The following is a 25,439-nucleotide window of genomic DNA, read 5'->3' as shown; positions in this document are numbered from 1 at the left end:
AAAAATCATACTTTTGCGCCATGCCGGAATCATAGCGCACAAAATCTGTCGGAACGCGCATCCGGCCTTACCCGGCGATGAGACGGCATGGCACCGGTTCAGGCATGCTCAACTGGGACCGGACAGCGAAATTCGGTCTGGCTGAAACCACATTCAGCCATTAGGGTCGCGCCAAAATTGGCCGACGGGGAGCTTTTCGTGACCGATATCGTAGACTGGGTGGCCGTCGACTGGGGCACCTCCAACCTGCGTGCCTGGGGCATCGCCGCCGATGGCAGCGTGGCGCTGGAGCGTCACTCTGACAGGGGCATGGGTCGACTGACCCGCGACCAGTTCCCAGCCGCGCTGAACGGGCTGCTCGAGGACGTCAAGGGCGCGCGCAGCGGCCCGCTTGACGTGCTGATCTGCGGCATGGCTGGCGCCCGCCAGGGCTGGCTCGAAGCCCCCTATCTGGTCGCCCCCACCGACCTGCGCGCCCTGCTGGCCAGCGCCGTGCGGCCGGACATGCCCGACGGGCGCCTGGCCCCTTCCATTCTGCCCGGCGTCTGCCAGAAGGCCGGCGCCGACAATGTCATGCGCGGCGAAGAGACCCAGCTGCTCGGCCTTGCCGCCACCCAGCCCGGCTTTTCCGGCATGGTCTGCATGCCCGGCACCCATTCCAAATGGGCTGAGCTCGCCGGCTCGCGCATCGAACGGTTCTCCACCGCCATGACCGGCGAGCTCTATGAAGTGCTCCGCACCCATTCCGTGCTGCGCCATTCCCTGACCGGCGACCTCGACGGCCCGGGCCGGGCCGAGGGCTTTGCCCTGGGCGCCCAGGCCGGGCTCGACCACCCCGACAAGCTGCTCGGCACCCTGTTTCAGGTCCGCGCCGGCGCCCTGCTCTCCGACCGCCAGCCCGATTGGTGCGCCGGCTATCTCTCCGGCCTGCTGATCGGCACCGAGATCGGCGGCAACCGTCATCTGATCGGCCAGGCGGCTGTGCCCTTGATCGGCGCCAGCGCCCTCTGCGCCCTCTATGCCCAGGTGCTCGCCATGATCGGCGCCACCGGGGTGCCCCACGATTCGACCGCTATTGTCCTGGCCGGCCTCAAGGCCGCGCGCAGCTACGCCGCTTAGGAGCCTATTATGGAACACCGTCACCTCATCGCCATCCTGCGCGGCATCACCCCCAGCGAAATCATCCCCGCCTGCCAGGCGCTGATCGACGCCGGCATCACCATGATCGAGGTGCCGCTCAATTCGCCCGACGCCCTGATCAGCATTGCCATGGCCTCCAATGCCCTGGGCGACGCGGCCACCATCGGCGCCGGCACCGTGCTGAGCAAGAAGCAGGTCTGGGCGGTTTCGGAAGCCGGCGGCACCTTCGTCGTCTCGCCCGACACCAACAAGCAGGTGATCGAGGAAACCATCCGCCTGCAGATGCTGTCCTTCCCCGGCGTCTTCACCCCCACCGATGCCTTCCGCGCCATCAAGGCCGGCGCCACGGGGCTCAAATTCTTCCCCGCCGAAGTGCTTGGCCCCAAGGGCATAAAGGCCATGAAGGCCGTGCTGCCGCCCGAAATCCCGCTTTACGCCGTGGGTGGCGCCGCCCCCGACAATTTCACTGACTACTTTGCCGCCGGCTGCACCGGCTTTGGCCTGGGCTCCTATCTCTACAAGCCCGGCATGGATGCCGCCCAGATCGGCGAACGCGCCGTCGCCGCGGTCGCCGCCTATGATGCGGGAGCCCCGGCATGACCCAGACCGCCAAGCTCATCCTCGACAGCCAGTGTTCCCTGGGCGAAGGCCCACTCTGGCATCCCGGCCGGCAGGAACTGTTCTTTTTCGATATCAACAACGAGACGCTGTTCTCGGTGACCGCCGCCGGCGAGATCACCAATCAGTGGCTGTTCAACGAAATCGTCGCCGCGGCCGCCATCGTCGATGACGATACCCTGGTCCTGGCCACCGAGACCGGTCTCAAGGGCTTTGAACTGGCCACCGGCGGCATTGCCCCGATCGTCGGCATCGAGGCCAGCAATGGCGCGACCCGCACCAATGACAGCCGCGTGCATCCCTCGGGCGCCTTCTGGATTGGCACCATGGACAAGAGCGGCGACGACGCCGCGATCGGCGCCGTCTACCACTATCGCGCCGGCACGCTGACCACGCTCAAATCCGGCATTGCCATTCCCAATGCCACCTGCTTCTCGCCCGACGGCACCATTGCCTACTGGGCCGACACGCCGACCAAGAAGATCATGCAGGTGGCCACCGATCCGGCCACCGGCCTACCGATCGGCGAGTGGACCCTGTTTGCCGATGTCTCGGATGGCCGCGGCTATCCCGATGGCGCCGTGGTCGACAGCGAAGGCTATCTGTGGAACGCCAAATGGGGCGGCTCCTGCGTCGTTCGCCACGCGCCGGACGGCTCGATCGACCGCATCATCGAAGTCCCCGTCAGCCAGGTCACCTGCCCTGCCTTTGGCGGCCCCGACCTCAAGACGCTCTTCATCACCACCGCCGCCAAGAATCTGAGTGCCGAGCAACTGGCCGCCGAAAAAGTTGCCGGCGGCCTCTTCGCCATCGATATCGACGTGGCCGGCCAGGCCGAAACCCCCATCCAACTCTGAGATTGCTGCCATGATCAACCCGACCCTGGGCGTCTGCTACTATCCCGAACACTGGTCCGAAGACGTCTGGGAAAGCGATGCCGCGCGCATGGCCGAAGTGGGCATTGCCTATGTGCGGATCGGCGAATTCGCCTGGTCCCGCTTCGAGCCGACCCCGGGCGATCTGCACTTTGACTGGCTGATCCGCGCCATGGACGTGCTGGGCAAGCACGGCCTCAAGGTGATCTTCGGCACGCCCACCGCCACGCCGCCGCGCTGGATGGTCGACCGGCATCCCGACATGCTCGCCGTCGATGCCCAGGGCCGGCAGAAGGGTTTTGGCTCGCGCCGGCATTACGATTTCTCCCATCTCGGCTATCGCGAGGAGGCCGGCCGCATCACCCGCCTCTTGGCCGAAGCCATTGGCGATCACCCGGCGCTCGCCGGCTGGCAGACCGACAATGAATATGGCTGCCACGGCACTACCTATTCCTATTCGCCTGCCGCCAAAGCCGGTTTCCAGCATTGGCTGGCCGCCAAATACGGTACGGTGGACGCGCTCAACGCCGCCTGGGGCAGTGTCTTCTGGTCGATGGAATATAACCGCTTCGATCAGGTCGAGCTGCCCAACCTCCTGGTCTGCGAGCCGGCCCCGGCCCATGATCTCGACTTCCGTCGCTATGCCTCCGACCAGGTCGCCGCCTTCAACAAGGTGCAGTTCGACATCCTCAAGGCCAAGCGCCCCGACCTGCCGGTAATCCACAATTTCATGAGCCGGACCACCGATTTCGACCATTACGACCTGGCCGAAACGCTCGATATTGCCAGCTGGGACAGCTATCCGCTGGGCCACCTGGCCGTCAGCACCGAGCCCGAAGAGGTCAAGCGGCAATATATGCGCCAGGGCGAGCCGGACAATGCCGCCTTCCACCATGACCTCTATCGCAGTGTCGGCCATGGCCGCTGGTGGATCATGGAGCAGCAGCCCGGCCCGGTGAACTGGGCCAAGTTCAATCCCGATCCCCTGCCCGGCATGGCGCGTCTCTGGGCCTGGGAAGCCTTTGCCCATGGCGCCGAGGTGGTCTCCTATTTCCGCTGGCGCCAGGCCCCCTTTGCCCAGGAGCAGATGCATGCCGGCCTGTTGCGACCGGACAGCGAGCCCGCGCCCGCTTATCACGAGGCCAGCCAGGTCGCCGAGGAACTCAAGACGGTCGGCATTACCGGCCCCGCCACCAAGGGCCGCGTCGCCCTGGTCTTTGATTATCAGAGCGAATGGGCCTGGGAAGTCCAGGCGCAAGCCCAGGGCTTCAGCCACGCTGCCCATGTCCGGGCGCTCTACGCCGCCTTCCGCCGCCATGGCCTCGATGTCGATATCCTGCCGCCCAGCACCACCAGCTTTGCCGGCTATGCCATTGTCGCCATCCCGGCGCTGTTTGCCTGGAACGACGCCCTGCGCAGCGCCATTGCCGAGTTTGACGGCCACCTCCTGATCGGCCCCCGCTCGGGCTCCAAGACGGAAAACTTCTCCATTCCCACCCGCCTGGCGCCTGACCTGCCGAGCAATCTGCTCGACCTCAAGGTCATCCGCGTCGAGACGCTTGATCCGAGCATTGAAGTCGAGGTCAAGGGCAGCGGGGCTATCCATCACTGGCGCGAGCGCATCGAGACCAAGGCCAATGTCGTCATCGAGGATGGCGACGGCTGGCCGGTGCTGGTCAACCAGGGCAAGCTGTTTTACCTGGGCGGCAGTGGCTCCAAGGCACTGGTCCACCGCGTCGTCGACTACCTGATCGCCGAGGCCGACCTGCCGACCCTGTCGCTGCCCGCCGGCATCCGCTGCCGCACCCGCGACGGCCTGCGCATCTACGTGAATTACAACGCCAGTGCCGCGACGCTGACCCCGGCCAGCGACGAGACCGGCTATGTGCTGGGCTCGGCCGACCTGCCCGCCGCCGGCGTCACCATAGCGCGACTCGCCACGGCCGGTTGAGGTTTACAATGGCGGTGCGGATATCGAACCGCGCCGCCGTCTCGTCCCATTTCAGCCAGTGCACGCCGCCGGCAGCCAGATCATCGCTGTCGATCACCTGACTGACGGTGCATGTCTGCGGCGCCCTTAGCCGCGTGATCACGAGGTCATGGCTGCCGCAGTCTTCGGCAAAGGCGGCGGCATTCTTGACCACGGCGATGGAAAAATCCGGCCTCCGCGCGATACAGCCCAGGCCGTCGCAGCGCATGTCGGAAAAAGTCTCGGCAATCTCCTCCTGATAGTGTTCGCTCCAGACATCGACGGCAAAGCTGCCGGTACGGCCGGTCACCAGCCCCATGCCCGTGTCAGCGCGCACCGCCACGGCCTGGGTCGTATCGGCGATCAGCACGTCCGGCCGCTGGTCAAAGCCGAACAGCAGCACCAGCGGCACGGCCAAGGCCGGCCCGAGCAGGCGCCAGCGCGTGCTGAAAAAAGCGAACCAAGCCAGCGCCACGAGCCCGATTAGCAGCGCCCAATGGGTCAGCAAAGGGTTACCGGTCAGGCCAGCGATCCAACCGGCGACAAGGGTGGCGCCATCTACCATCCGGTCAATGCCCCACCCCATGATCGCCACGAACGGCGCCTCCAGGCCCAGCGGCATGGTCAGCACGGAAAGCACGCCGAACGGCATGATGACGAGGCTCACCAGAGGCAGCACCAGCACATTGCCGATCACCCCCAGCGGCGCGGTCTGCTGGAAGTGATAGGCCGAAAACAGCAGCGTTGCCGTACCGGCGATGAGACTGGTCACCGCCGTGGTCCACACCGCCCCGCCCAGCCGGGCGGGCCAGGCGCGGTCAGCCACCGGCATAGCCCGCGGCAGTTCATAGATGCCGATCAGCGCCACCACGGCGGCGAAGGACAGCTGGAAGCTGGCCCGGAACACGCTGGCCGGATCGATGACCACGATGGCCAAAGCCGCCAGCGCCACATTGCGCATGGTCAGCGCCCGCCGCCCTGCCAGCACGGCGCCGAAGATCAGCCCGAGCATGATCGCCGAGCGCAGGGCCGGCACATTGGCCGCCCCGCCGGCCAGCAACATGTATCCCGCGGCGGCCAATAACCCTGCCACGGCGGCGACCCGCTTGACCGGCAAGCGATTGGCCAGGGCCGGAATGGCTGCCAGCAGCCAGCGCAGCAGCCAGAACACGCCCCCCGCGACGATGGAGAGGTGCAGGCCGGAGATCGAATAGATGTGGGCCAGTCCGGACTGCGCCATCACCTCCCGCGTCTCGTCGCTGATGGCGCTCTGGTCGCCCACAACCATGGCCCGGCCAATGGCCGCCGCCGCGCCATCGAGCTGCGCCTCGATCCGGCCACCAATGGCCATGCGCAACTGCTCGATGCCGCGGGTGCCATCCAGCCCCGAGCCCTCCCCGATCTTGGCAAAATCGCTGGTGACGATGCCATAGGCGCCGACGCCGGCGAAGAAGGCGTGGAACTGGCCATCAAAGCTGCCCGGCAGCACCGGCCCCGGTACCGGTGCAAAGCGCACCTGGCCCCGGATCGTATCGCCCGGCGCCAGCACCGGCTGGGGCGGCACTACCAGCCGGGCCCGCGCCATCGGCACGGCCCGCGTATCGCCAATCGGTGTCAGGCCAGAAACGATGATGCGCCGATCACTCTCGGTTGCCGACACGATCTCGTCGACCCGGCCCTCGAAGGTCCCATAGGCCGGATAGACCAGCATGGGCGTGCCGAACCAGTGCCCATGCAGCGGCAGCAGGCCAAACCCGGCCCAGAAGGCCATCAGCAGCCCCGCCACCGGCAGGTGCGCCGATTGCCGCAGCAGGACCAGCACTGCCGCCAGCAAAAGCCCTACGCCCGCCAGTGCCCAGGCCTCCGGCTCGGCTGGCAGGCCCGCATAGACGATCAGACCGGCAATCATGGCGAAGGGCAGCAGCACGAACAGCCGGCGCGCCGCGATATCGGTGGCGATGGCAGTAGCGACCGTCTGGCGCAGGCCCGGTCCGCTCGCCGGTCGGCGCGCCAGCGGCGGTAGCACGGCGACAGGCGACGGCGCTGTCGGGACTGCGACCGCCTCGCTGTGTCGATCCAGAATTTCGCCCTGTTGCACCGGCTCTGCCCCCGCCCTTGCACTCGTGCCCCTCTATGCTACACAGCCCTTTCAATCTCTCCAAGCAGTCCGGTCTCATGTCCCAGGTCGTCACCCGTTTCGCCCCCTCGCCCACCGGTTACCTGCATATCGGCGGTGCCCGTACCGCCCTGTTCAGCTGGGCTTTTGCCAAGAACCAGGGCGGCAAGATGCTGCTGCGCATCGAGGATACCGACCGCGAACGCTCGACCGAAGCGGCCGTGGTGGCGCTCATCGATGGCCTCAAATGGCTTGGTCTCGACTGGGATGGCGAGCCGATCAGCCAGTTTGCCCGCGCCCCGCGCCACGCCGAGATCGCCCGCGAGCTGGTGGCCCTGGGCCATGCCTATTACTGCTACAGCTCGCCCGCTGAGCTCGACCAGATGCGCGAAGAGGCCCGCGCCGCCGGCAAGCCGCCGCGCTACAATGGCTATTGGCGCGATCGCGACCCCAGCGAAGCCCCTGCTGGCGTCGATCCGGTGATCCGCATCAAGGCGCCGCTCAGCGGCGACATCGTCGTCAATGACCATGTCCAGGGCAAGGTGGTATTCAAGGCCGAAAACCTCGACGATTTCATCATCATGCGCTCGGATGGCACCCCCACCTATATGCATGCGGTGGTCGTCGACGACCATGACATGGGCGTCACCCACATCATCCGCGGCGACGATCACCTGACCAATGCCGCCCGTCAGATCATCATCTACAATGCCATGGGCTGGCCGGTGCCGGAAATGGCCCACATCCCGCTGATCCACGGCCCCGATGGCGCCAAGCTCTCGAAACGCCACGGCGCCCTGGGCGTCGAGGCCTATCGCCAGCTCGGCTACCTGCCCGAGGCCCTGCGCAATTACCTGGCCCGCCTCGGCTGGAGCCATGGCGACGACGAATTCTTCTCCACCGACCAGATGGTCGAGTGGTTCAGCCTCGACGCCCTCAACAAGGGCGCGGCGCGCTTCGACTTCGTCAAGCTCGAGAACATCAACGGCCACTATATCCGCGAGGCCAAGCCGGATTACCTCTACGACGTCATGCTGGCGACCGCTGCCGAAGTGCAGCGCCACATCGATGTCGAGGGGCTTTCCGCCAACAAGGCCACGGTCCTCAGCGCCCTGCCCGAGCTGCAGCCGCGTGCCAAGACCGTTCTCGAGCTGATCGATCTGGCCCAGTTCATCTATGCGTCACGCCCGCTGGCTATTGATGCGGCGGCGTCGGCGCTGCTGACTGCCGATTCCCGTGCCGTGCTGGCCGACATGGCCGAGGTGCTGCGCGGTCTCAATGACTGGTCGGTGCCGGCCATCGACGCGGCCATGCGCGTGCTGGCCGAAGCCAAGGGCCTCAAGCTGGGCAAGCTCGCCCAGCCCCTGCGGGCCGCCCTCACCGGACGCACCGTGTCGCCCGGCATTTTTGAAGTCATGGTACTCATCGGCCGCGATGAATCCATGGCCCGCCTTGAGGACCAGATCGCCGCTGTCTAGTGCTATTCGCAGGGTAAGCCTTGCTTACCCATCAGTTGCCTCGGGCCGGTAAAAGCTGATACCTGTCCGAGTATATATGTGACTGCCACATACACGGCCCCGACCCTGCCGAAATCCCCTTCCAACCGGGGTTCCGGGGCCTTCGAGGAGAGCTAAATGACCGATAAAGTCGCCAAACTCGTCATCGGGGACATCACCCACGAATTTCCCGTTCTATCTGGCACCGTTGGCCCGGATGTGATCGACATTCGCACCCTCTATGCCAAGACCGGGCTGTTCACTTACGATCCCGGATTTACCTCGACCGCAGCCTGCGACAGCGCCATCACCTATATTGATGGCGACAAGGGCGAATTGCTCTATCGCGGCTACCCGATCGACCAGCTGTCGGAAAACAGCTCCTATATCGAAGTCTGCTACCTGCTGCTCTATGGCGAACTGCCCGGCAAGAAGGAACTCGCCGAGTTCGACGAGCTGGTCACGCGCCACACCATGGTGCACGAGCAGATGCATTACTTCTATCGCGGCTTCCGCCGCGATGCGCATCCGATGGCCATCATGACCGGCGTTGTCGGCGCCATGGCCGCCTTCTACCATGACTCCACCGACATCACCGATCCGCAGCAGCGCGAGATCGCCTCGATCCGCATGATCGCCAAGATGCCCACCATCGCGGCCATGGCCTATAAATATTCGGTCGGCCAGCCCTTCGTCTATCCGCGCAACGATCTCGATTACGCGTCGAACTTCCTGCATATGTGCTTCTCGGTTCCGGCCGAGCCCTTCCAGGTGAACCCCACCATTGCCAAGGCGATGGACCTGATCTTCACCCTGCATGCCGATCACGAGCAGAACGCCTCGACCTCGACCGTCCGTCTGGCCGGCTCGTCCGATGCCAATCCCTTCGCCTGCATCGCGGCCGGCGTGGCCTGCCTCTGGGGCCCTGCCCATGGCGGCGCCAATGAAGCGGCGCTCAACATGCTCAAGCAGATCGGCACCGTTGATCGCATTCCCGAGTTCATCGCCCGGGCCAAGGACAAGAGCGACCCGTTCAAGCTCATGGGCTTTGGCCATCGCGTCTACAAGAACTTCGATCCGCGCGCCACGGTGATGCAGAAGACCGCCAAGGAGGTCCTCGACCTGCTCGGCGTGCACAACAACCCGACGCTGCAGGTGGCCCAGGAGCTCGAAAAGATCGCGCTCGAAGACCCTTACTTCATCGAGCGCAAGCTCTATCCGAACGTGGATTTCTACTCGGGCATCATCCTCGAGGCGATCGGCTTCCCGACCTCGATGTTCACCGTGCTGTTCTCGGTGGCCCGGACCGTCGGCTGGATTTCCCAGTGGAAGGAAATGATCGGCGATCCGCAGAAGAAGATCGGTCGCCCGCGCCAGCTCTACAATGGCGCCCCGGCCCGCGACTACAAGGCACTCGACGCGCGCTAAACGCCCGTCCAGTGGCTCAGGACCCGGTCAGCCGGGTCCTGGCGCGGCGCATCTGCCGTGCCGCTCTCCATCAACTGCGCAAGCTCGCCAAAGGCCGCAATCTGGTCCTGGCGGGCTTTTTTGTTATCGAGCAGGTCGAGCAGGCTGGCTACCATGGCCTTGGCGTCGGGCTGCGATTGCACCAGTTCGGTGACCTGGGGTCGGCCCAGGATGATATTGGGCAGTGACACCACCGGCCGCCCGATCTTGTCGAACACCCGCGCCTGATGGCTGTCCATCACATAGCTGACCACCATGGGTAGCCGCGCTAAAGCCAGCTCCAGCGTCGCCGTGCCCGCCACCGACAGGGCCACTACGGCCTTGCCATAGAGTGCCCGCCGATCGGCCCGCGCCGACACCACGCTGACCTTTACCGGCCAGTCCGCAACCGTGGCCTCGATGCGCTCGGCCAAAGCCGGCAAGGTGGGAATGACGACGCCATTGATGGCTGGATGGTCTGCCAGCGCGGCGACGACTTCTCTGAACAGCGGCAGATGCCGCCGCAGCTCGCCATCCCGGCTGCCGGGCAAGAGGATCAAGGGGCCGCGCTCGACCGGCGCCATGCGTTCCAGCACCTCGGCCAGTGCCGGATGGCCGACATAGGAGGTCGGCGGCCCGTTCAGCTTTGCCATCACGGCCGGCTCGAAGGGCAGCACCGCCAACACCTCGTCAAACAGCGGCGTGAGCTTGGCGGCCCGCTCGGGCGCCCGCGCCCAGACGGTTGGCGCGCCATAGAGAATGACCGGTCCCACATGGCCCAGCCCCTTGAGGCGCTTGGCGACCAGCTTGGAAAAATCCTGCGCGTCCACCAGGACCACAATATCGGGCCGCCCGGCGCGGATGGCCCTTGCCGTCTGCTCCACCCGCCACAGCAGCAGCGGCAGGCGCTTGAGCACATCGCTGATGCCCATGACCGACAGATCGCCCATCGGATAGAGCGAGGCCAGGCCTTGGGCGGCCAGCTCGTCGCCACCCACGCCGCTAAGGCTCAGGGTCACGCGCTGCCGCAGCCGCGCCACGAGGTCTGCCGCAATCCGGTCGCCCGAGGGCTCGCCGGCCAGGATGAAGAGCTTGAGCGGGCTAGTCATGGTCAAGCCTCATGCCGATGACGGAAATGCCAAGCCTTGCCGCGGCTTCCACCAGGGCTGCCCGCTGCAGCACCAGGCTCTGCCCGGCCTCGACGGCAATTACCGCAATCCCGGCAGCGGCGCAGCGCTCGACGGTTTGCGGCCCGATCGAAGGCAGATCGACAAAGCCCGATTGCTGCGGCTGCCTTGCCTTGGCCAGGATCAGCGGCGCCGACCCGGTGCCGGTCGAACCCCGCGCCCGCAGCGCCCCCACCCGGTCGATCAGCGCATCGGTGCCACCGATATCTTCGACGGCAATGATCCGCCGCCCCGAGACGACCGCCGCCTGCCCGATATCGAGCGCCCCGATGGCCCGCGCCGTTTCAAGCGCAAAGGCGGCGGCGGGGGCATCGTCAAAACCAGGTCCGGCAAGGACGCCCTCGCCGGCCAGCAGATCGGGCGACAGCTCGTGCACGCCCACGAGGTCGGCCCCGGCCATCTTCTTGAGCACCTTGGCCAATGCTGCCAGCGCGGCGTCGCCGATCGGCGTCTCGGCCACGCCCTCGCCCGGCGCCGCATTGCCATTGGCAAAGCGGATCAGCCCGGCCCGTGCCTTGTCGGGCAGGTCAATGCCGCCTGCCATGATGATATGGCTGGTGCGAAACACCTTGAGCGACCAGATGATGCCCAGCGGATTATCGAGATCGACGCTGCCCATCTTGACGCCGGCAATAGCCTCGCGCGGCGCCAGGGTCAGCACCTGCACCTTGTAGCCCGCCGCCAGGGCCGCCTCGACCACATGCGGCACCAGCGCACCGGTGCCGGCAAAGATCGTCAGCCGGCCCGCCATCTTGGCCATCACTCAGCGGCTGGGCCGTTGCGCGGGGTCAGGATCGGCCGGTCGGACGCGGCCATGATGAAGGCGACAACCTCCTGCACCAGCGCATCATCCTTGAACAGATCGGCGGCATCCTCGACCCGCTCGCGCAGCGTGCCCTCATTGGAAAAGATCTGCCGATAGGCGGCGCGCAGGCGGTGGATCGCCTCACGATCGAACTTGCGCCGCTTCAGGCCGACCAGGTTGAGCCCGGTCAGCGCCGCCCGATTGCCCACGGCCATGCCGAAGGGAATGAGGTCGCCATCGATCATCGAATGCGCGCCGACAAAGGCATGCGCCCCGACGCGGGTAAACTGGTGCACCACGCTGCTGCCACCGAAGATGACATTGTCACCGATCTGGCAGTGGCCGGCGATACCGACATAATTGGCCATGATCACCTTGTTGCCGATGATCGAATCATGGGCCACATGCGCGCAGGCCATCAGCAGGCAGTCATTGCCGATCCGGGTCAGCATGCCGCCGCCCTCGGTCCCCGGGTTGATCGTCACCGACTCGCGGATAATGCAATTGGTGCCGATTTCGAGGCGCGACGCCTCGCCGTGATATTTGAGGTCCTGCGGCTCGAGGCCAATCGAGGCGAAGGGGAAGATGCGCGTGCCCGCGCCCACCGTCGTGTGGCCGTCAATCGTGGCATGCGACACCAACTCGACATTGTCGCCCAGCACCACATGCTCGCCCACGATGCAGAACGGGCCGATCTTGACGCCCGCGCCCAGCTGGGCCCCGGCGCTGACGATCGACGTCGGATGCACCGATGCCGTGCTCACGAACTTGCCTCGACGATCATCGCGGTGATTTCAGCTTCCGCGATGACAACGCCGTCAACCTTGGCTTCCGCCTTGTAGCGGCCGACATTGCGCCGGCGCTGAATCTTGGCGATATGGAATTCGATGACGTCGCCCGGTCCCGCCGGCTTGCGGAACTTGGCCTTGTCGACGCCCAGCATCAGCACGATGTTTTTCTTGCCCGTGCCGGAATCATGCTTGATCACAATGGCGCCGGCCGTCTGGGCCATGCCCTCGATGATCAGCACGCCGGGGAAAATCGGATTGCCGGGGAAATGCCCCTGAAAGATGGGCTCGTTGAAGGTGACATTCTTCACCCCGACCGCCGATGTGTCGCCGTCGATCCGGATGATCTTGTCGATCATCAGGAACGGGTAGCGATGCGGCAGGCTGATGAGGATCTCGGCAATGCTCATCGCATTGAGCTCGGTGCTCTCGGTCATCCCCGCTTTACCCCTTTGGATAGTTTACGCATGGTGGCAAGTTCTCGCCAGAAATCGCCGATATCCTGAGCGGGAGCGCCCGCCAGTTTGGAGCCTTCCGGCCAGTCCTTGGTCACCGCAGCCCGCCCGTGCACCACCGAACCGGCGCCGATGCTCAGATGGCCGGACGTGCCAACCCCGCCGCCCATCAATACGCCGTCACCGAGCACCGTCGAACCCGACAGGCCGCTCATCGCCGCGATCAGGCAATTGCGGCCGATCCGGCAGTTGTGGCCGATTTGCACGAGGTTGTCGATCTTAGTGCCTTCGCCGATCATCGTGTCGCCCAGGGCGCCGCGATCAACCGTCGAATTGGCGCCGATCTCGACCTTATTCTGGATCAGCACGCGGCCCAACTGCGGCAGCTTGCGGTTGGAAATGCCGAAATCGAGCCAGCCAAAGCCCTCGGTGCCGATGCGGGTGCCCGAATGGATCACCACGTCATTGCCGATATGGGCACAATCAATGGTGCAATTGGCGGCAATCGTGGTGTTCCGGCCGATGGTCACCCCGGCCCCGATCACGCTATTGGCGCCGATAATGGTGCCGCGGCCGACTTCCACGCCCTGCCCGAGCACGACATTGGCCCCGATGATCACGCCTTCTTCGAGCACAGGCTCGCCCAGGTCGTCTCGCCCGCCAGCCATCACGCTGCGCGTGCTGGCGGGATAGAGGTAGTCGAGAAAATCTGCAAACAGGTGATGCGGCTTGTCGCTGACCAGCGCCAGGCTGCCTTCCGGCACGGACTCCAGCAGCGCCGGTAGCACGATCACCAGCCCCGCCGCCGTTGCCCGCAATGCTTCGGCGTAGCTGGCATGAGCCGCCAGTACGAGATCACCAGGTCCGGCCGTGTCCAGATCGGTGACACCGGCTATAGCGAAGTCGGGATCGGTGAGGCCCGCCAGCAGGTCGCCGCGCCCAAGCGCGGTCAGGATGGTGCCCACTGTGGCGGGGCCCGCGAAGCGATGGAAACGAATATCGACCATGATGTCACTTAAAAGCATTGAGCCGCGGCGCTACCGCCCCGCGGCTCAATGAACTGTTTTACGCCGTTTTTGGCTAGAGCAGAGTCTGCAGCGACAGCTGGAAGACCTGCGTACGATCAGCGGAAGACTTGCTCAGCACGTGAGCAACGTCACCACGCAGCGGGCCAAACGGGCTATCCCAGATCAGCGAGGCGCCGATCGACGTCCGCCATGGCGTGTCCTGGCTGGCGCCATTGACACCCGTGTTAGCCGCAGCGCCGGTGCCGGTACGCGGCAGACCGTCAACCCAGGCCGCATCGGCCCAGAGCGCACCGCTCAGCCCGTAGCTTTCCGGCAGGGCCGGGATCGGGAAGCTCACCTCGGCCGAGATGCCAGCATACATGGTGGCGCCGAGATATTCGCCGCTATTCAGGCGCGGCCCGAGACCACGGCCTTCAAAGCCACGGATCAGCGAGGTACCAGGATTGAACGCCTCAACCGCATGCACGCCATTGCCGCTCATGTCGTTGATCACGCCAGCCTGACCCTTCAGGCTCGCCACCAGACCGGCATCTTCCAGCACGGGCACGAAATAACGGGCACGGGCTTCCGATTTGATCAGGTTGTGATCCCAGCCGATATACTGCTGGGTGAAGGTCGCATAGAGACCCTCGGTTGGCTTCTTAACGTCATCGACGCCATTCCAGGTCAGGGTATAGCCAACAAATGCCTTGTTGAATTCCTGACCGTCAACCACCAGCGACGAACGGTATGCCGGATTGTCGGCATTGTCCTTGATGACCTTGTGCTCACCGCCGGCAAACACCGTGGCCGACAGGTCGGAGGTCAGCGGGATGCCAAGGCGGAACTGACCGCCGGTAGCCTGCGAACCATAGAACGTAGTCGTCGTCTCTTCGCTGATGCGATGATAGGCATCCACGCCAGCCGACACCTTGAGACCCATGAAGCGGGGCTCGGTGAACGAGAAGTCAAAGGTGCGACCGGCCTGCGATGCACCCACGGCAGCCCGCAGATACTGGCCACGACCCAGGAAGTTCCGTTCCGTCAGCGACAGTTCGCCCAGGATGCCGTCGGAGGTCGAGTAACCAGCCGTCGCACCATATTCGCCTGTCGAGTCTTCGGTCACGGCAACGTTGATCACAACCTTGTCGGGAGCCGAGCCAGCTGCCGTCGTCACGCTAACGGCGGAGAAGAAGCCCAGTTCGTCGATATTGTTGCGGCCACGAACCACCAGTGCACGATTGAAGGGGTCGCCTTCAGCGAACTCCAGTTCACGACGGATGACAAAGTCACGTGTCTTGGTATTGCCGGTAATGTTGACCCGCTCGACATAGACCCGTGGGCCTTCATCGACCAGATAGGTGACCTTGAAGGTACCGTTGGCAACATCACGATCCAGGCGGGCCCGGACGTCGGCGAAGGAATAGCCCTGCGTCGTCGCTTCGTAGGACATGTCCTCGATTGTCGACTGCAGATCATCGACCGAATAGCGGCTACCCTTGCCGGTCTGAACGGTGCCCTTGAGCACATCGGTATTGAGACCGGCAATGCTGGTCTCGATGCCGACGTCGGAGAATTCGTACTTCTGGCCTTCACTGATGGTGAAGTTGACGAAGTAGGCATTGCGGGCCGCATCATACTCGCCGACCGAGGTCACCTGCGCATCAGGATAACCGCGATTGGCGTAGTACAGGCGGACGCGCTCGCGATCGACAGCAAGCTTGCGCTCGTCATAGCCGTCATCCTTGAGCAGCCAGCTCAGGATGCCGGTTTCCTTGGTCAGCATGGCACCCTTGAGGTTGCCGGCCGACAGTGAATTGTTACCCGTGAAGTTGATCGCTGCGATACCCGCGCGATTGCCTTCGTTGACCACGAAGACAACGCGGACACGGCCATCAGGCAGAGCCTCGGTCCGCGACGTCACCGATACGGAAAGGAAGCCCTCGCCATCATAGGCCTGGCGGATGCTCTCGATGTCGGAAGCCAGGCGGCTCTGGGTGAAGATGCCGGAGGCCGACACATCAACCATGCCCAGCAACTGCTTGTCGGTGAAGCGCCGATTGCCCTCGAACAGAACCGAGCCAACCAGCTGCTCTTGGGCCTGGGCCGTCGCAACACCAACAAGTGGGATGCCGGGACCTGCGAGCGAAGCTGAGCCCAGTATCGCCAGCGCCAGGAACGCGCCGCGCATCAACTTGGTGGGGTGGATCATATTAATATTGCCTTCTGCGACCATGCCCAAAGAATCGCCATGCATAGCGCTCCCCCAAGCCAATTCCATTACACCGTTTTACCGCCTTTTTAACCAACGGCAAGGCGTAAGCCTCGTCGGGGTTAGCAAAAGCTTGGTGCTCTTGTATTCCTGCAACACCTTACAAACCAAGGTTAACCTGGGGTTAACGAAGGATCCCGAGATGCGCAAAGAGCGTATCATTAAAGAGCGTAAACACCATCAAACTCAAGACAAGGGCAAATCCGATGCGGAAGCCGATCTCCTGAACTTTCATGCTGAGCGGACGCCCTCTCACAGCTTCAACCAGATAATACATGAGGTGGCCGCCGTCGAGCATGGGTACAGGCAAAAGATTGAATATCCCGATATTTAGCGAGAGCAGCGCCGTCAAATTTATGAGTGCGATAATCCCCAGAGTCGCCACTTCGCCGGAAACCTTGGCCACCTTGATTGGTCCGCCCAGCTGTTCGACATCGCCGCGGCCGACAAAGAAGTCGCCCAGAAAGGCGCCGGTGCGCTGCACGATGAAGCGGATTTCCTCGGTCGTCATGCCGATCGCCTCGATCGGACCGGGCCGATAGAGCGTCACATCGGTCTGCTCGACGTCCCTGCTCACCCCGATTCGGCCGATCCGCTGCATATTGCCGAAGCGGTCTTCCACCTCGGTGGCCTCGGGCAGCACCACCAGCGTCTCGGTCGCCCCGCCCCGTTCGAGCACAACCGTCACGTCGCGCTCGGGGCTGGTGGCCACCATGCGCTGGAAATCCTCAAAGCCACGCACGACATAGCCGTCTACCGAAACGATGACGTCGCCAGGCGCTATGCCGGCCGCTTGGGCCGGTGAACCGGCAATGACCTCGCCGACCACGGGCGGAATGGTGTAGCGCCCATAGCCCAGCAGCAGGGCGTAGAGAATGACGAAGGTCAGGATGACATTGGCTGCCGGCCCGGCCGCGACGACCGCGATGCGCTGCCAGACGTTCTTGTTGGCAAACAGCCTGGGTGCCAGCTCGGGATCGGCATTGGCGATGGCTTCGTTGTCCGGCGTGCTGGCCGCATCCATGTCGCCGACAAAGCGCACATAGCCGCCCAGCGGCACCGCCGACAGCCGCCAGCGCGTCCCCGCCTTGTCCTTCCAGCCGAACACTTCGCGGCCAAAGCCGATGGAAAAGGTCTGGATGGCAATGCCGTTCCAGCGCGCCACCAGGTAGTGCCCCATCTCGTGCACGAAGACGATCACCGTCAGCACCGCCAGGAACGGCACCACATAGGTCAGCAGCCAGTAAAGGTTCGCGAAGGGCCAGGCGAAAATTTCGAACATTGTCTTCCTTGTGCGGTCAGCTTTGTCGCCAGCCTACCAGTAGAGCAGTCCCTGGGCGACCGACCCGAAGTCTGCATGCAGCCAGCCAATCAGCAGCACCAGCAAGACGCCGAATGTGAGGCTGTCGAGCCGATCCATCAAGCCGCCATGGCCCGGAATGATGTCGCCGCTGTCCTTGACGCGGAAATGCCGCTTGACCGCGCTTTCGCTGAGATCGCCCAGCTGTCCCAGCACGCTGATGACGGCCGAGAGGAGGAGACCGATCCACCACGGCGAATCCGTCACGAGCACCCAGACCACCAGCCCGGCCCCCGTCCCCAGCGCCAGCCCGCCCAGCGCGCCAGACCAGGTCTTGCCCGGCGAAATATCGGGCGCCAGCTTTTCGCCGCCGATCTGCCTGCCGGCAAAGAAAGCGGCCGAATCGGTCATCCACACCACGGTGCCCAGATAGACCCCGGCCCAGACCCCGGCAAAGCTGTCGCCCCGCATGGCCAAGGCCGCAATGATGATGGCGCCATAAAGGCTCAGGCCCAGCACGCGCCACCACATGCCCTCGCCGCGGGCGACCAGCGCGATGACACAGGCGATCGCGATCACCGCAACACTGCTCCAGGCGCCCCAGAGCGGGAATACCAGGCCCGACAGCGCAACAAGGCCAATCAGCACCATGCCGGTGCTGGTCAACGGCGCACGCGACACCATGGTCTCCCATTCGCGATAGGCGCCGGCAAACACCGCCCCCACCACGGCAGCAAAGAAATAGCTGCCCACCAGAAGGGCGGCAGCGGTCAGGGCGATCAGCACCGAGGCCGACATCAGGCGCGGCCCCAGGTCGGACCACAGGCGGCGGCGCTCCCCGGACGGCTCAGGCACGCGATTGCCGGGTTCACTCAAGATTGTGCCGCCCCTGTCCCGCCGAAGCGCCGCTCGCGCTGCGCATAGGTCTCGAGCACCCGCACAAAGCTGGCCTCGTTGAAATCGGGCCAGTGCTCGTCGACAAAGACGAACTCGGCATAGGCCGCCTGCCAGAGCAGGAAATTGGAAATGCGCTGCTCGCCGCTGGTGCGCAGGATCAGGTCGGGGTCAGGCAGGCCTGCCGTATAGAGCGCCGCCTCCACGGTGGCCTCATCAATGTCGTCAGGCGCCAGCCGCCCGGCTGCAACCTCGCGGGCAATCCAGCGGGTGGCGTCGACGATTTCCGCCTTGGCGCCATAGTTGAACGCCACCACCAGCACCAGCCCGGTATTGTCCGCCGTTTTGGCCTCGACATCATCGATCAGCCGCACCAGCGAAGGCTCGAGGCCCACCCGCGTGCCGATGATGCGCACCTTGACATTGTTGCGGATCAACCGCTGCAGATCGGACGCAACAAAGCGGCGCAGCAGGTTGAAGATGAACGCGACTTCTTCGCGCGGGCGTGACCAGTTCTCCGACGAGAAGCTGAACACGGTGAGGTATTTCACCCCATAGGTGATGCACAGCTCGACCATGCTGCGGAGCGCCTTGACGCCCTCGATATGCCCCTCGGTGCGGCGCTTGCCCCGCGCCGTGGCCCAGCGTCCATTGCCATCCATGATGACGCCCAGATGCGTCGGCACGCGCAGAGCTGCACGTTGCGCGGGGTCGGCGGCGATGGCTGGATCAATCGACATCTACGCCCTCCCGGCGCAGCCGGTTCGGCTTAAACCTGCATGATTTCGGCTTCTTTGGCCGCCACGACGTGGTCGATCTCGGTCACGGCGGCATCGGTAGCCTTCTGCACCAGGTCGGACTGCGCGCGCGCATCGTCCTGGGCCATGTCGCCGTCCTTTTCCGCCTTCTTGAGCGCGTCCATGCCGTCACGGCGGATATGGCGCACCGCCACGCGGGCGGCTTCGGCATAATTGTGCGCGACCTTGGTCAGGTCGCGGCGGCGCTCTTCATTGAGCTCGGGCAGCGGCACGCGGATGATCTGCCCCTCGCCCATGGGATTGAGGCCCAGCCCGCTGTCGCGAATGGCCTTTTCCACGGCATTGGCGAGGCTGCGGTCCCAGACCTGGACGCTGAGCATGCGCGCCTCGGGCACCGTCACCGTCGCCACCTGGTTGAGCGGCGTGCGCGAGCCATAGGCCTCCACGGTCACGGGTTCGAGCAGGCTCGCGCTGGCGCGTCCCGTGCGCAGGCCCGCCAGCTCGTCCTTGAGAGAGGTGATGGACTTCTGCATGCGGGTTTTGATGTCAGTGAGGTCGTAGGCCATTGTGTCGTCCTTCCAGTCTGGCGCGTCTAGCCCACGCGGGTGGAGCGGGCAGTGCCCGCCAGCACACCGGCAAGGCCAGCGTCGTCGTCAAGCGCGTATACGATTATCGGCAAGCCATTGTCGCGGGCAAGCGCGAATGCGGCAGTATCCATGACCTTGAGGTTCTGCCCGATCACTTCGTCATAGCTGACGGTCTCGTAGCGGGTCGCAGTCGGATCCTTCTTGGGGTCGGCCGAATAGACGCCGTCCACCTTGGTGCCCTTGAGCAGCACGTCGCATTCGAGCTCGATCGCCTTGAGCGCTGCGGCCGTGTCGGTGGTGAAAAACGGGTTGCCGGTGCCCCCGGCGCAGACCACCACAAAGCCCTCGTCCAGCGCTGCCTTGGCGGCGCGGGCGGTGAAGCTGTCGGCGACCGACGGCATGGTGAGCGCGGAAAATACCTTGGATTTGACGCCCTGCCGGCTGATGGCATTGCTCAGGGCCAGCGAATTGATCACCGTGCCCAGCATGCCCATCAGGTCGGCGGTGACGCGGTCCGTGCCATTGGCGGCCACGGCCATGCCGCGAAAGATATTGCCGGCGCCGATGACGATGGCGATCTGCGTGCCGTTCTTGGCGGCATCGGCGATCTGCTTGGCGACCGATTGCAGGAATTCCGGCTCGATGCCGAACGACTGGTCACCGGCCAGCACCTCACCCGATACCTTGAGCAAAATGCGTTTATAGGCAGGCACCATCGACGAACCCCTTACGGAAAACAGCGCGAGGCACCGAATCCGGCGGCCCGGCAGACACTAAGGCAAAAGCGCCTTCAAAAGAAAGCGCCGCACCGGGCAAAACAAACTCAGGCAGGGTTTTGTGCTCGATCCCGGGCCAAATCAAGGCGAGCCGGGAGAACAGCGAGCGGGCCCATGGGCCCACCCGCAGGGATCGGCGGCAAGTTTACTTCTTGACGCCGGCGGTAGCAGCGACTTCAGCCGCAAAGTCGGTCTCGACCTTTTCAATGCCCTCGCCGAGCGCAAAGCGCACGAAGCGGGTCAGCTTGATCGGCGCGCCGACGGTCTTTTCGGCATTCTTGATCGCATCGCGGACCTTGGTCTCGCCATCGATCACGAAGGTCTGGGCCAGAAGGGTCACGTCCTCGAAATACTTGCGCATCCGGCCGTCGACCATCTTTTCGGCGATCTCTGCCGACTTGCCCGATTCCTTGACCTGCTCGAGAATGATGGCGCGCTCGCGGGCCACCACGGTCTGGTCGAGGTCTTCAGGATCGATCGACAGCGGGTTGGTGGCCGCAATGTGCATGGCCAGCTGCTTGCCGAGAGCCGACAGGGCAGCCTTGTCACCGGTCGATTCCAGCGCGACCAGAATGCCGATCTTGCCAAGGCCGGTCTTGACCGCGTTATGGACATAGCTTTCCACGACACCGTCGCTGACCGAGACCAGCTCGGTGCGGCGCAGGTTCATGTTCTCGCCGATCTTGGCGATGGCTTCGCCCAGTTCGACCGAAACCGTATTGCTTGTGCCCGGATAGGCCATTTCGCCCAGCGCGGCGACATCGCCCTTGGCCTCAAGCGCCAGCGTGGCAATGGTGCCAACAATGGTCTGGAACTGCTCGTTGCGGGCAACGAAATCGGTTTCCGAGTTCACTTCGACAACGGCAGCCGTGGTGCCCTTGCTGGCAATGCCAACCAGGCCTTCGGCAGCGACGCGGTCGGCCTTCTTGGCGGCCTTGGCGAGGCCGCGCGTGCGCAGCCAGTCGATCGCCGCTTCCATCTCGCCATTGGTCTCGGCCAGGGCCTTCTTGCAGTCCATCATCCCGACGCCAGTTGCGTCGCGGAGCTGCTTGACCATTCCTGCAGTGATTTCCATGGGTTCACCTCTTGGCGGCCCCATTGCAGGGGCCGCATCGTTCAAAATCAGGACAAAATCCGCGTGACGCGAACTTAGTTGATGGTGGGCTGCGCGACTGGCGCTTCTTCGGCGGCCGGGGCTTCGACCGGCAGGTCTTCAACCGGAGCCTGCTCACGGGCACCGGCATCGGCACCCAGCGCCGAGGACGAACGGCCGATGCCGTCGATCGCCGCACGCGAGATCAGCGAGGTATAGAGCTCAAGGGCGCGCGAGGCGTCGTCATTGCCGGGAATGGCGTAGTCGACGGTATCGGGATCGCAATTGGTATCGACAATGGCGATGACCGGAATGCCCAGGCGACGGGCTTCCTTGATCGCATTGGCTTCCTTGTTCGTGTCGATCACGAACAGCAGCGATGGCAGGTTACCCATGTCCTTGATGCCGCCCAGGTCGCGCTCGAGGCGTTCCTGTTCGCGGCTCATCATCAGGCGTTCCTTCTTGGTGCGCAGCGCGAGTTCGTCATCGCCCATGGCTTCGAGTTCACGCAGACGGGCGATCGACTTGGAAATCGTCTGCCAGTTGGTCAGCGTGCCGCCGAGCCAGCGCGAATTGACGAAATACTGGGCCGACTGCTTGGCAGCCTCGGCGACCAGGGGAGCGGCCTGGCGCTTGGTGCCAACGAACAGCACGCGGCCGCCATCGGCGACGGTGTCGCTGACGAGCTGCAGGGCGCGGCTCAGCACGGGAACCGTCTGGCTCAGGTCGAGAATGTGGATGTCGTTGCGAACGCCGAAAATGTAGCGTTCCATCTTGGGGTTCCAGCGGTGCTTCTGGTGACCAAAGTGAACGCCAGCTTCAAGCAATTGACGCATAGAAAAATCGGGCAGTGCCATTGGGGCTGCTCCTGTTTACCGGTTGATGCCGCCACGAGGCCTTGCGGCGGTTACCCGCCACCGGATGGCATTTCGGTTCCCCAAAACGCCTGCCTCGTGTGTGAAATCGCGCCGACACACGGTCGAACGCAAGCGCGATATAGGCGAAGCGGCCGAAAAGGGCAAGAGCCCGGCGCCCTGCCCGGCCCGGATAAGGCCCATAATGTGCCGCCGACGCGGCGCCGGTAACCGCGCGCTGACGGTTCAGGCGGGACTCGCGACCGCAGCGCCGCCATCCGCATCGTCATCGTCATTGCCCGCCGCATAGGCGCGCGACAGGTCGCGATAGGGGCGCGAATTGAAGGCGAGCACCGTCACCAGCACGCCGACGACCCCGGCCAGGGTGAAGACCAGCGCGATCCCCCGGTCGGGCCCGGTGCCGAACCAGTCCCCGATCGATTGCGCCCCGGCCCCGTCGGTCATGAACGGGATCACCACGAACTGGGTCAGCGGCCCGATCAGGAAGGCCGTCAGCGGCGAGGCGGATTGCTCCACCGATTGGGCAAAGCCGAATACCCTTCCCTGCCGCTCCAGCGGCACCACCTTCTGCAGCGTCGTATGTTCGGCCGCCTCGGCATAGGGCGCCAGCAGCATCCAGATGAAACAGCCGGCGGCCAGCAGCCAGATCGAGGATTGGATGGTGAACACGCAGCAAGCCGACCAGGTGATGAGGTTGACCAGCAGCAGCGTGCGCAACGGATTTTTGCCCAGCCCGGTGCGGGAGATGATGATCCCGCTCAGGATGAAGGCCGTGGACAGCGCGCCGAACATCAGGCCCCAAACCTCGACGCTGACCAGCGAGAGACCATAGGCGTCAAGCAGCGCCATGAAGACGCCACCGAGGAAATTGTTGAAGCAGGCAAAAAAGATCAGCGCAAACAGCCCCGGCACGGCGGCGATGACGCGTATCGTGCCGGCAATGTCGACGCGCCTGGGCTCGGCCGGGTCATCGGCGCTCGGCGCTACGCGCCCCTCGTCCACACGCACCAGGGCAAGGTGCAGCAGGACCAGCGCCGTGGCGGCAATAGCCAAGCTGATCACGCCCAGCATGCCGGTATAGGCCACCAGAAACCCCGATATCACCGAAGTGGTGAGAAAACCGATGCCCGTGACCATGCCCACCAGGCCATTGGCCTTGTCACGCTCCCCTTCCGGCACCAGGATCGTCACCAGGGTGGTCAGGGCAATGGAGCGGATATTGCCGGCAATCACCCCCAGCATCACCAGCAGCACGAAGCCCCAGAGATAGGGGCCATAGGGATCGGCAAAGGCGCCCTCCGGCTCGAGCAGCAGGACGACCAGGCTTGCCCCATAGAACAGCGCCGAGACCACGCTCGAGCCCAGCATGGCGGTCTTTTTCGCATTGTGATCGACGATCGAGCCGAACCAGAAGCCGAAACCCGCGGTGAACACCAGATAGACCCCGGCGATCATGCCGGTGGCGAAGACCGACCTTGTCTCCAGAAACGTCCAGAACGTGATGGCGAACCAGACCGTGAAATTGGTGATATTGGCCACGAGGTTGTTGGCCAGGATTTGGTTAAACGGCTTCATCTTTCGGCCTCGTTCCGGCACCCGCGCGTCCTGCTTGCGGGCAATTGCTGAATATAGCTCTGCGCCAGCAGGCTGACGAGATGTGTCAGCAGCCGGCACCATGGCGACGAGCGGCTGAGGGATTTTTCGACAGGCTTGGGCGAGGAGCACCTGGTCTGCCGAGAATTTCGGGATGAGTTGCCACGGCCGGAGACGCCGGGGCGGATCGGGGTTTGATCGTCACTTTGGGGTGATGGGGTGGACGCCCCCCGGCGGCATCGATGTGCCAAAGTGGAGTCGTTCAACACACCACTTGAGGAGGCGCCCATGTTGGAAGTTACCACAATCGGTCTGGATATCGCGAAGAACGTTTTCCATGCGCACGGTGCAGATTCAAGCGGTCGAGCTCTGTTTAGCCGCAAGATCAGCCGCACGAAGTTGCTGGAGTTCTTCGCTCGGCAGCCACAGTCCCTAGTGGCGTTGGAGGCGTGCGGCGGTGCGCACCATTGGGCGCGCGAACTCACGCTGTTGGGTCACAAGGTCAAGCTTATCCCGCCAGCCTATGTGAAGCCCTTCGTAAAGCGGAACAAGAACGACGCGGTCGATGCCGAAGCCATCTGCGAGGCAGCGCAGCGTCCCAGCATGCGGTTCGTGGCGATCAAGAGCGAGGAACAGCAGGCATCAGCTTTGGTGTTTAGAACCCGCGACCTTCTGGTGCGGCAGCGCACCCAGTTGATCAATGCGATCCGCGGCCACCTCACCGAGTATGGCTGGGTCGCGCCAAAGGGTCCGTCACATATAGCGGTGTTGGCCGACATGCTCGATGGCGAGATGGGCTCGTCGCTTCCAGACACAGCCAAGCCCATGTTCCGCACGATGCTCGATCTGCTCGATCAACTGAACGCCAAGATAGGCGAGCTGGACAAGGAGATCGCACGGCGAGCCCGCGAGGATGTGGTCGCCCGGCGACTGATGACAATACCGGGCGTGGGTCCCATCACCGCTACGGCGATTGTAGCCCTTGCTCCGCCAGCCGAGACGTTCAGCAAAGGTCGAGACTTCGCCGCCTGGTTGGGTCTGGCGCCACGTCAGCTCTCAACCGGTGGCAAGCAAAAGCTGGGCTCGATCACCAAAATGGGTGAGCGAACCTTGCGGCGGCTTCTCATCATTGGCTCCAGTGCGGTGGTCTTGCAAGCGAGCAAGCGAGGTGCGCCCGCAGGCTCATGGCTTGAGCAGATGATGGCTCGCAAGCCGCGCATGCTGGTCACGGTCGCACTGGCCAACAAGACGGCGCGCATCGTCTGGGCGCTGCTCATCAAACAAGAGGAATACAAAGCTCCGGTCGCAGCTGCGGCGTAAGCCAAGGCGGGCCAGAGGTCGTCGGAGACGTAGTCGGTCGAAGGAAGGTATGGCACAACAGTCGGCGAG

General features: G+C 64.2%; 22 protein-coding genes. 7 read left to right on the top strand and 15 right to left on the bottom strand.

Annotated features, from left to right (window positions below):
* Positions 1 to 198 precede the first annotated feature (198 nt).
* From GDR53_RS17540 to GDR53_RS17525, 4 genes are read left to right on the top strand one after another with little or no spacing between them, the layout of a single operon-like run.
* The gene (locus tag GDR53_RS17540) at positions 199 to 1,119 is read left to right on the top strand and encodes a 2-dehydro-3-deoxygalactonokinase (protein ID WP_193335710.1); all 921 of its coding nucleotides are present in this window, start codon (positions 199 to 201) and stop codon (positions 1,117 to 1,119) included.
* A 9-nt stretch (positions 1,120 to 1,128) separates the two neighbouring features.
* A complete protein-coding gene (locus tag GDR53_RS17535) occupies positions 1,129 to 1,740 on the top strand; it encodes a 2-dehydro-3-deoxy-6-phosphogalactonate aldolase (RefSeq protein ID WP_193335709.1) in 612 nt (203 codons plus the stop codon).
* The gene (locus tag GDR53_RS17530; RefSeq protein WP_193335708.1) at positions 1,737 to 2,615 is read left to right on the top strand and encodes an SMP-30/gluconolactonase/LRE family protein; all 879 of its coding nucleotides are present in this window, start codon (positions 1,737 to 1,739) and stop codon (positions 2,613 to 2,615) included. Before GDR53_RS17535 ends, GDR53_RS17530 begins: the two co-directional genes overlap by 4 nt.
* Before the next feature lie 10 nt (positions 2,616 to 2,625).
* Positions 2,626 to 4,584, top strand: coding sequence for a beta-galactosidase (locus GDR53_RS17525; RefSeq protein WP_193335707.1), 1,959 nt, complete (start codon positions 2,626 to 2,628; stop codon positions 4,582 to 4,584).
* On the opposite strand, the gene GDR53_RS17520 is transcribed toward GDR53_RS17525, so the two are convergent.
* Positions 4,553 to 6,700: a ComEC/Rec2 family competence protein gene (locus GDR53_RS17520; RefSeq protein ID WP_193335706.1), complete on the bottom strand. Its 2,148-nt coding sequence runs from the start codon at positions 6,698 to 6,700 to the stop codon at positions 4,553 to 4,555. The genes GDR53_RS17525 and GDR53_RS17520 overlap by 32 nt on opposite strands.
* A 77-nt stretch (positions 6,701 to 6,777) precedes the next feature.
* Here GDR53_RS17520 and gltX point away from each other — a divergent pair, with 77 nt between their 5' ends.
* Positions 6,778 to 8,196, top strand: coding sequence for a glutamate--tRNA ligase (gene gltX, locus GDR53_RS17515; protein ID WP_408639771.1), 1,419 nt, complete (start codon positions 6,778 to 6,780; stop codon positions 8,194 to 8,196).
* Positions 8,197 to 8,352: 156 nt separating this feature from the next.
* Positions 8,353 to 9,642 (top strand): citrate synthase, encoded by a 1,290-nt coding sequence (gltA, locus tag GDR53_RS17510; RefSeq protein ID WP_193335704.1) that lies wholly within the window; start codon positions 8,353 to 8,355, stop codon positions 9,640 to 9,642.
* Here gltA and GDR53_RS17505 read toward each other — a convergent pair.
* The 14 genes from GDR53_RS17505 to GDR53_RS17440 all read right to left on the bottom strand — a co-directional run bounded on the left by GDR53_RS17505 (position 9,639) and on the right by GDR53_RS17440 (position 24,032).
* Positions 9,639 to 10,769, bottom strand: a complete 1,131-nt coding sequence (locus GDR53_RS17505; protein ID WP_193335703.1) for a lipid-A-disaccharide synthase — start codon at positions 10,767 to 10,769, stop codon at positions 9,639 to 9,641. The genes gltA and GDR53_RS17505 overlap by 4 nt on opposite strands.
* Positions 10,762 to 11,607 carry a UDP-2,3-diacylglucosamine diphosphatase LpxI domain-containing protein gene (gene lpxI / locus GDR53_RS17500; RefSeq protein ID WP_193335702.1) on the bottom strand — a complete coding sequence of 282 codons (846 nt, stop codon included), beginning with the start codon at positions 11,605 to 11,607 and terminating at the stop codon, positions 10,762 to 10,764. The genes GDR53_RS17505 and lpxI overlap by 8 nt, the downstream gene beginning before the upstream one ends.
* Positions 11,607 to 12,416, bottom strand: a complete 810-nt coding sequence (lpxA, locus tag GDR53_RS17495) for an acyl-ACP--UDP-N-acetylglucosamine O-acyltransferase (protein WP_193335701.1) — start codon at positions 12,414 to 12,416, stop codon at positions 11,607 to 11,609. Before lpxA ends, lpxI begins: the two co-directional genes overlap by 1 nt.
* Positions 12,413 to 12,877: a 3-hydroxyacyl-ACP dehydratase FabZ gene (gene fabZ / locus GDR53_RS17490; protein ID WP_193335700.1), complete on the bottom strand. Its 465-nt coding sequence runs from the start codon at positions 12,875 to 12,877 to the stop codon at positions 12,413 to 12,415. Before fabZ ends, lpxA begins: the two co-directional genes overlap by 4 nt.
* Positions 12,874 to 13,902, bottom strand: coding sequence for a UDP-3-O-(3-hydroxymyristoyl)glucosamine N-acyltransferase (lpxD, locus tag GDR53_RS17485; protein ID WP_193335699.1), 1,029 nt, complete (start codon positions 13,900 to 13,902; stop codon positions 12,874 to 12,876). Before lpxD ends, fabZ begins: the two co-directional genes overlap by 4 nt.
* A gap of 73 nt (positions 13,903 to 13,975) precedes the next feature.
* Positions 13,976 to 16,114: an outer membrane protein assembly factor BamA gene (gene bamA / locus GDR53_RS17480; RefSeq protein WP_193335698.1), complete on the bottom strand. Its 2,139-nt coding sequence runs from the start codon at positions 16,112 to 16,114 to the stop codon at positions 13,976 to 13,978.
* Between the two features lie 184 nt (positions 16,115 to 16,298).
* Positions 16,299 to 17,456 carry an RIP metalloprotease RseP gene (gene rseP / locus GDR53_RS17475; RefSeq protein ID WP_193335697.1) on the bottom strand — a complete coding sequence of 386 codons (1,158 nt, stop codon included), beginning with the start codon at positions 17,454 to 17,456 and terminating at the stop codon, positions 16,299 to 16,301.
* Between the two features lie 33 nt (positions 17,457 to 17,489).
* A complete protein-coding gene (locus GDR53_RS17470) occupies positions 17,490 to 18,350 on the bottom strand; it encodes a phosphatidate cytidylyltransferase (RefSeq protein WP_193335696.1) in 861 nt (286 codons plus the stop codon).
* Positions 18,347 to 19,108 carry an isoprenyl transferase gene (locus GDR53_RS17465; protein WP_193335695.1) on the bottom strand — a complete coding sequence of 254 codons (762 nt, stop codon included), beginning with the start codon at positions 19,106 to 19,108 and terminating at the stop codon, positions 18,347 to 18,349. The genes GDR53_RS17470 and GDR53_RS17465 overlap by 4 nt, the downstream gene beginning before the upstream one ends.
* A gap of 29 nt (positions 19,109 to 19,137) precedes the next feature.
* Positions 19,138 to 19,692, bottom strand: coding sequence for a ribosome recycling factor (gene frr / locus GDR53_RS17460; RefSeq protein ID WP_193335694.1), 555 nt, complete (start codon positions 19,690 to 19,692; stop codon positions 19,138 to 19,140).
* Positions 19,693 to 19,718: 26 nt separating this feature from the next.
* Complete coding sequence (gene pyrH, locus GDR53_RS17455; RefSeq protein WP_193335693.1) at positions 19,719 to 20,429, bottom strand: UMP kinase; 711 nt, start codon at positions 20,427 to 20,429, stop codon at positions 19,719 to 19,721.
* A 205-nt stretch (positions 20,430 to 20,634) separates the two neighbouring features.
* Positions 20,635 to 21,564, bottom strand: coding sequence for a translation elongation factor Ts (gene tsf / locus GDR53_RS17450; RefSeq protein ID WP_193335692.1), 930 nt, complete (start codon positions 21,562 to 21,564; stop codon positions 20,635 to 20,637).
* Positions 21,565 to 21,638: 74 nt separating this feature from the next.
* On the bottom strand, positions 21,639 to 22,439 hold the full coding sequence (gene rpsB, locus GDR53_RS17445; protein ID WP_193335691.1) for a 30S ribosomal protein S2: 801 nt from the start codon (positions 22,437 to 22,439) through the stop codon (positions 21,639 to 21,641).
* A gap of 243 nt (positions 22,440 to 22,682) precedes the next feature.
* Complete coding sequence (locus tag GDR53_RS17440) at positions 22,683 to 24,032, bottom strand: MFS transporter (protein WP_193335690.1); 1,350 nt, start codon at positions 24,030 to 24,032, stop codon at positions 22,683 to 22,685.
* 306 nt (positions 24,033 to 24,338) lie between these two features.
* Here GDR53_RS17440 and GDR53_RS17435 point away from each other — a divergent pair, with 306 nt between their 5' ends.
* Positions 24,339 to 25,370 carry an IS110 family RNA-guided transposase gene (locus GDR53_RS17435; RefSeq protein WP_193335689.1) on the top strand — a complete coding sequence of 344 codons (1,032 nt, stop codon included), beginning with the start codon at positions 24,339 to 24,341 and terminating at the stop codon, positions 25,368 to 25,370.
* The last annotated feature ends 69 nt before the right edge of the window (positions 25,371 to 25,439 follow it).

Source organism: Devosia beringensis, from assembly GCF_014926585.1.
Classification (GTDB): Bacteria; Pseudomonadota; Alphaproteobacteria; order Rhizobiales; family Devosiaceae; genus Devosia; species Devosia beringensis.
Note: the sequence above shows the minus strand (reverse complement) of the source record. Positions and strands in the feature narration are given on the sequence as shown.

Excerpts from the sequence above, each read along its gene's own strand:
- GDR53_RS17535 (WP_193335709.1), top strand. The coding sequence starts at position 1,129 with ATGGAACACCGTCACCTCATCGCCATCCTGCGCGGCATCACCCCCAGC.
- GDR53_RS17530 (WP_193335708.1), top strand. The coding sequence starts at position 1,737 with ATGACCCAGACCGCCAAGCTCATCCTCGACAGCCAGTGTTCCCTGGGC.
- GDR53_RS17525 (WP_193335707.1), top strand. The coding sequence starts at position 2,626 with ATGATCAACCCGACCCTGGGCGTCTGCTACTATCCCGAACACTGGTCC.
- gltX (WP_408639771.1), top strand. The coding sequence starts at position 6,778 with ATGTCCCAGGTCGTCACCCGTTTCGCCCCCTCGCCCACCGGTTACCTG.
- gltA (WP_193335704.1), top strand. The coding sequence starts at position 8,353 with ATGACCGATAAAGTCGCCAAACTCGTCATCGGGGACATCACCCACGAA.
- GDR53_RS17505 (WP_193335703.1), bottom strand. The coding sequence starts at position 10,769 with ATGACTAGCCCGCTCAAGCTCTTCATCCTGGCCGGCGAGCCCTCGGGC.
- lpxI (WP_193335702.1), bottom strand. The coding sequence starts at position 11,607 with ATGGCCAAGATGGCGGGCCGGCTGACGATCTTTGCCGGCACCGGTGCG.
- fabZ (WP_193335700.1), bottom strand. The coding sequence starts at position 12,877 with ATGACCGAGAGCACCGAGCTCAATGCGATGAGCATTGCCGAGATCCTC.
- lpxD (WP_193335699.1), bottom strand. The coding sequence starts at position 13,902 with ATGGTCGATATTCGTTTCCATCGCTTCGCGGGCCCCGCCACAGTGGGC.
- bamA (WP_193335698.1), bottom strand. The coding sequence starts at position 16,114 with ATGATCCACCCCACCAAGTTGATGCGCGGCGCGTTCCTGGCGCTGGCG.
- rseP (WP_193335697.1), bottom strand. The coding sequence starts at position 17,456 with ATGTTCGAAATTTTCGCCTGGCCCTTCGCGAACCTTTACTGGCTGCTG.
- GDR53_RS17465 (WP_193335695.1), bottom strand. The coding sequence starts at position 19,108 with ATGTCGATTGATCCAGCCATCGCCGCCGACCCCGCGCAACGTGCAGCT.
- frr (WP_193335694.1), bottom strand. The coding sequence starts at position 19,692 with ATGGCCTACGACCTCACTGACATCAAAACCCGCATGCAGAAGTCCATC.
- pyrH (WP_193335693.1), bottom strand. The coding sequence starts at position 20,429 with ATGGTGCCTGCCTATAAACGCATTTTGCTCAAGGTATCGGGTGAGGTG.
- tsf (WP_193335692.1), bottom strand. The coding sequence starts at position 21,564 with ATGGAAATCACTGCAGGAATGGTCAAGCAGCTCCGCGACGCAACTGGC.
- rpsB (WP_193335691.1), bottom strand. The coding sequence starts at position 22,439 with ATGGCACTGCCCGATTTTTCTATGCGTCAATTGCTTGAAGCTGGCGTT.
- GDR53_RS17440 (WP_193335690.1), bottom strand. The coding sequence starts at position 24,032 with ATGAAGCCGTTTAACCAAATCCTGGCCAACAACCTCGTGGCCAATATC.
- GDR53_RS17435 (WP_193335689.1), top strand. The coding sequence starts at position 24,339 with ATGTTGGAAGTTACCACAATCGGTCTGGATATCGCGAAGAACGTTTTC.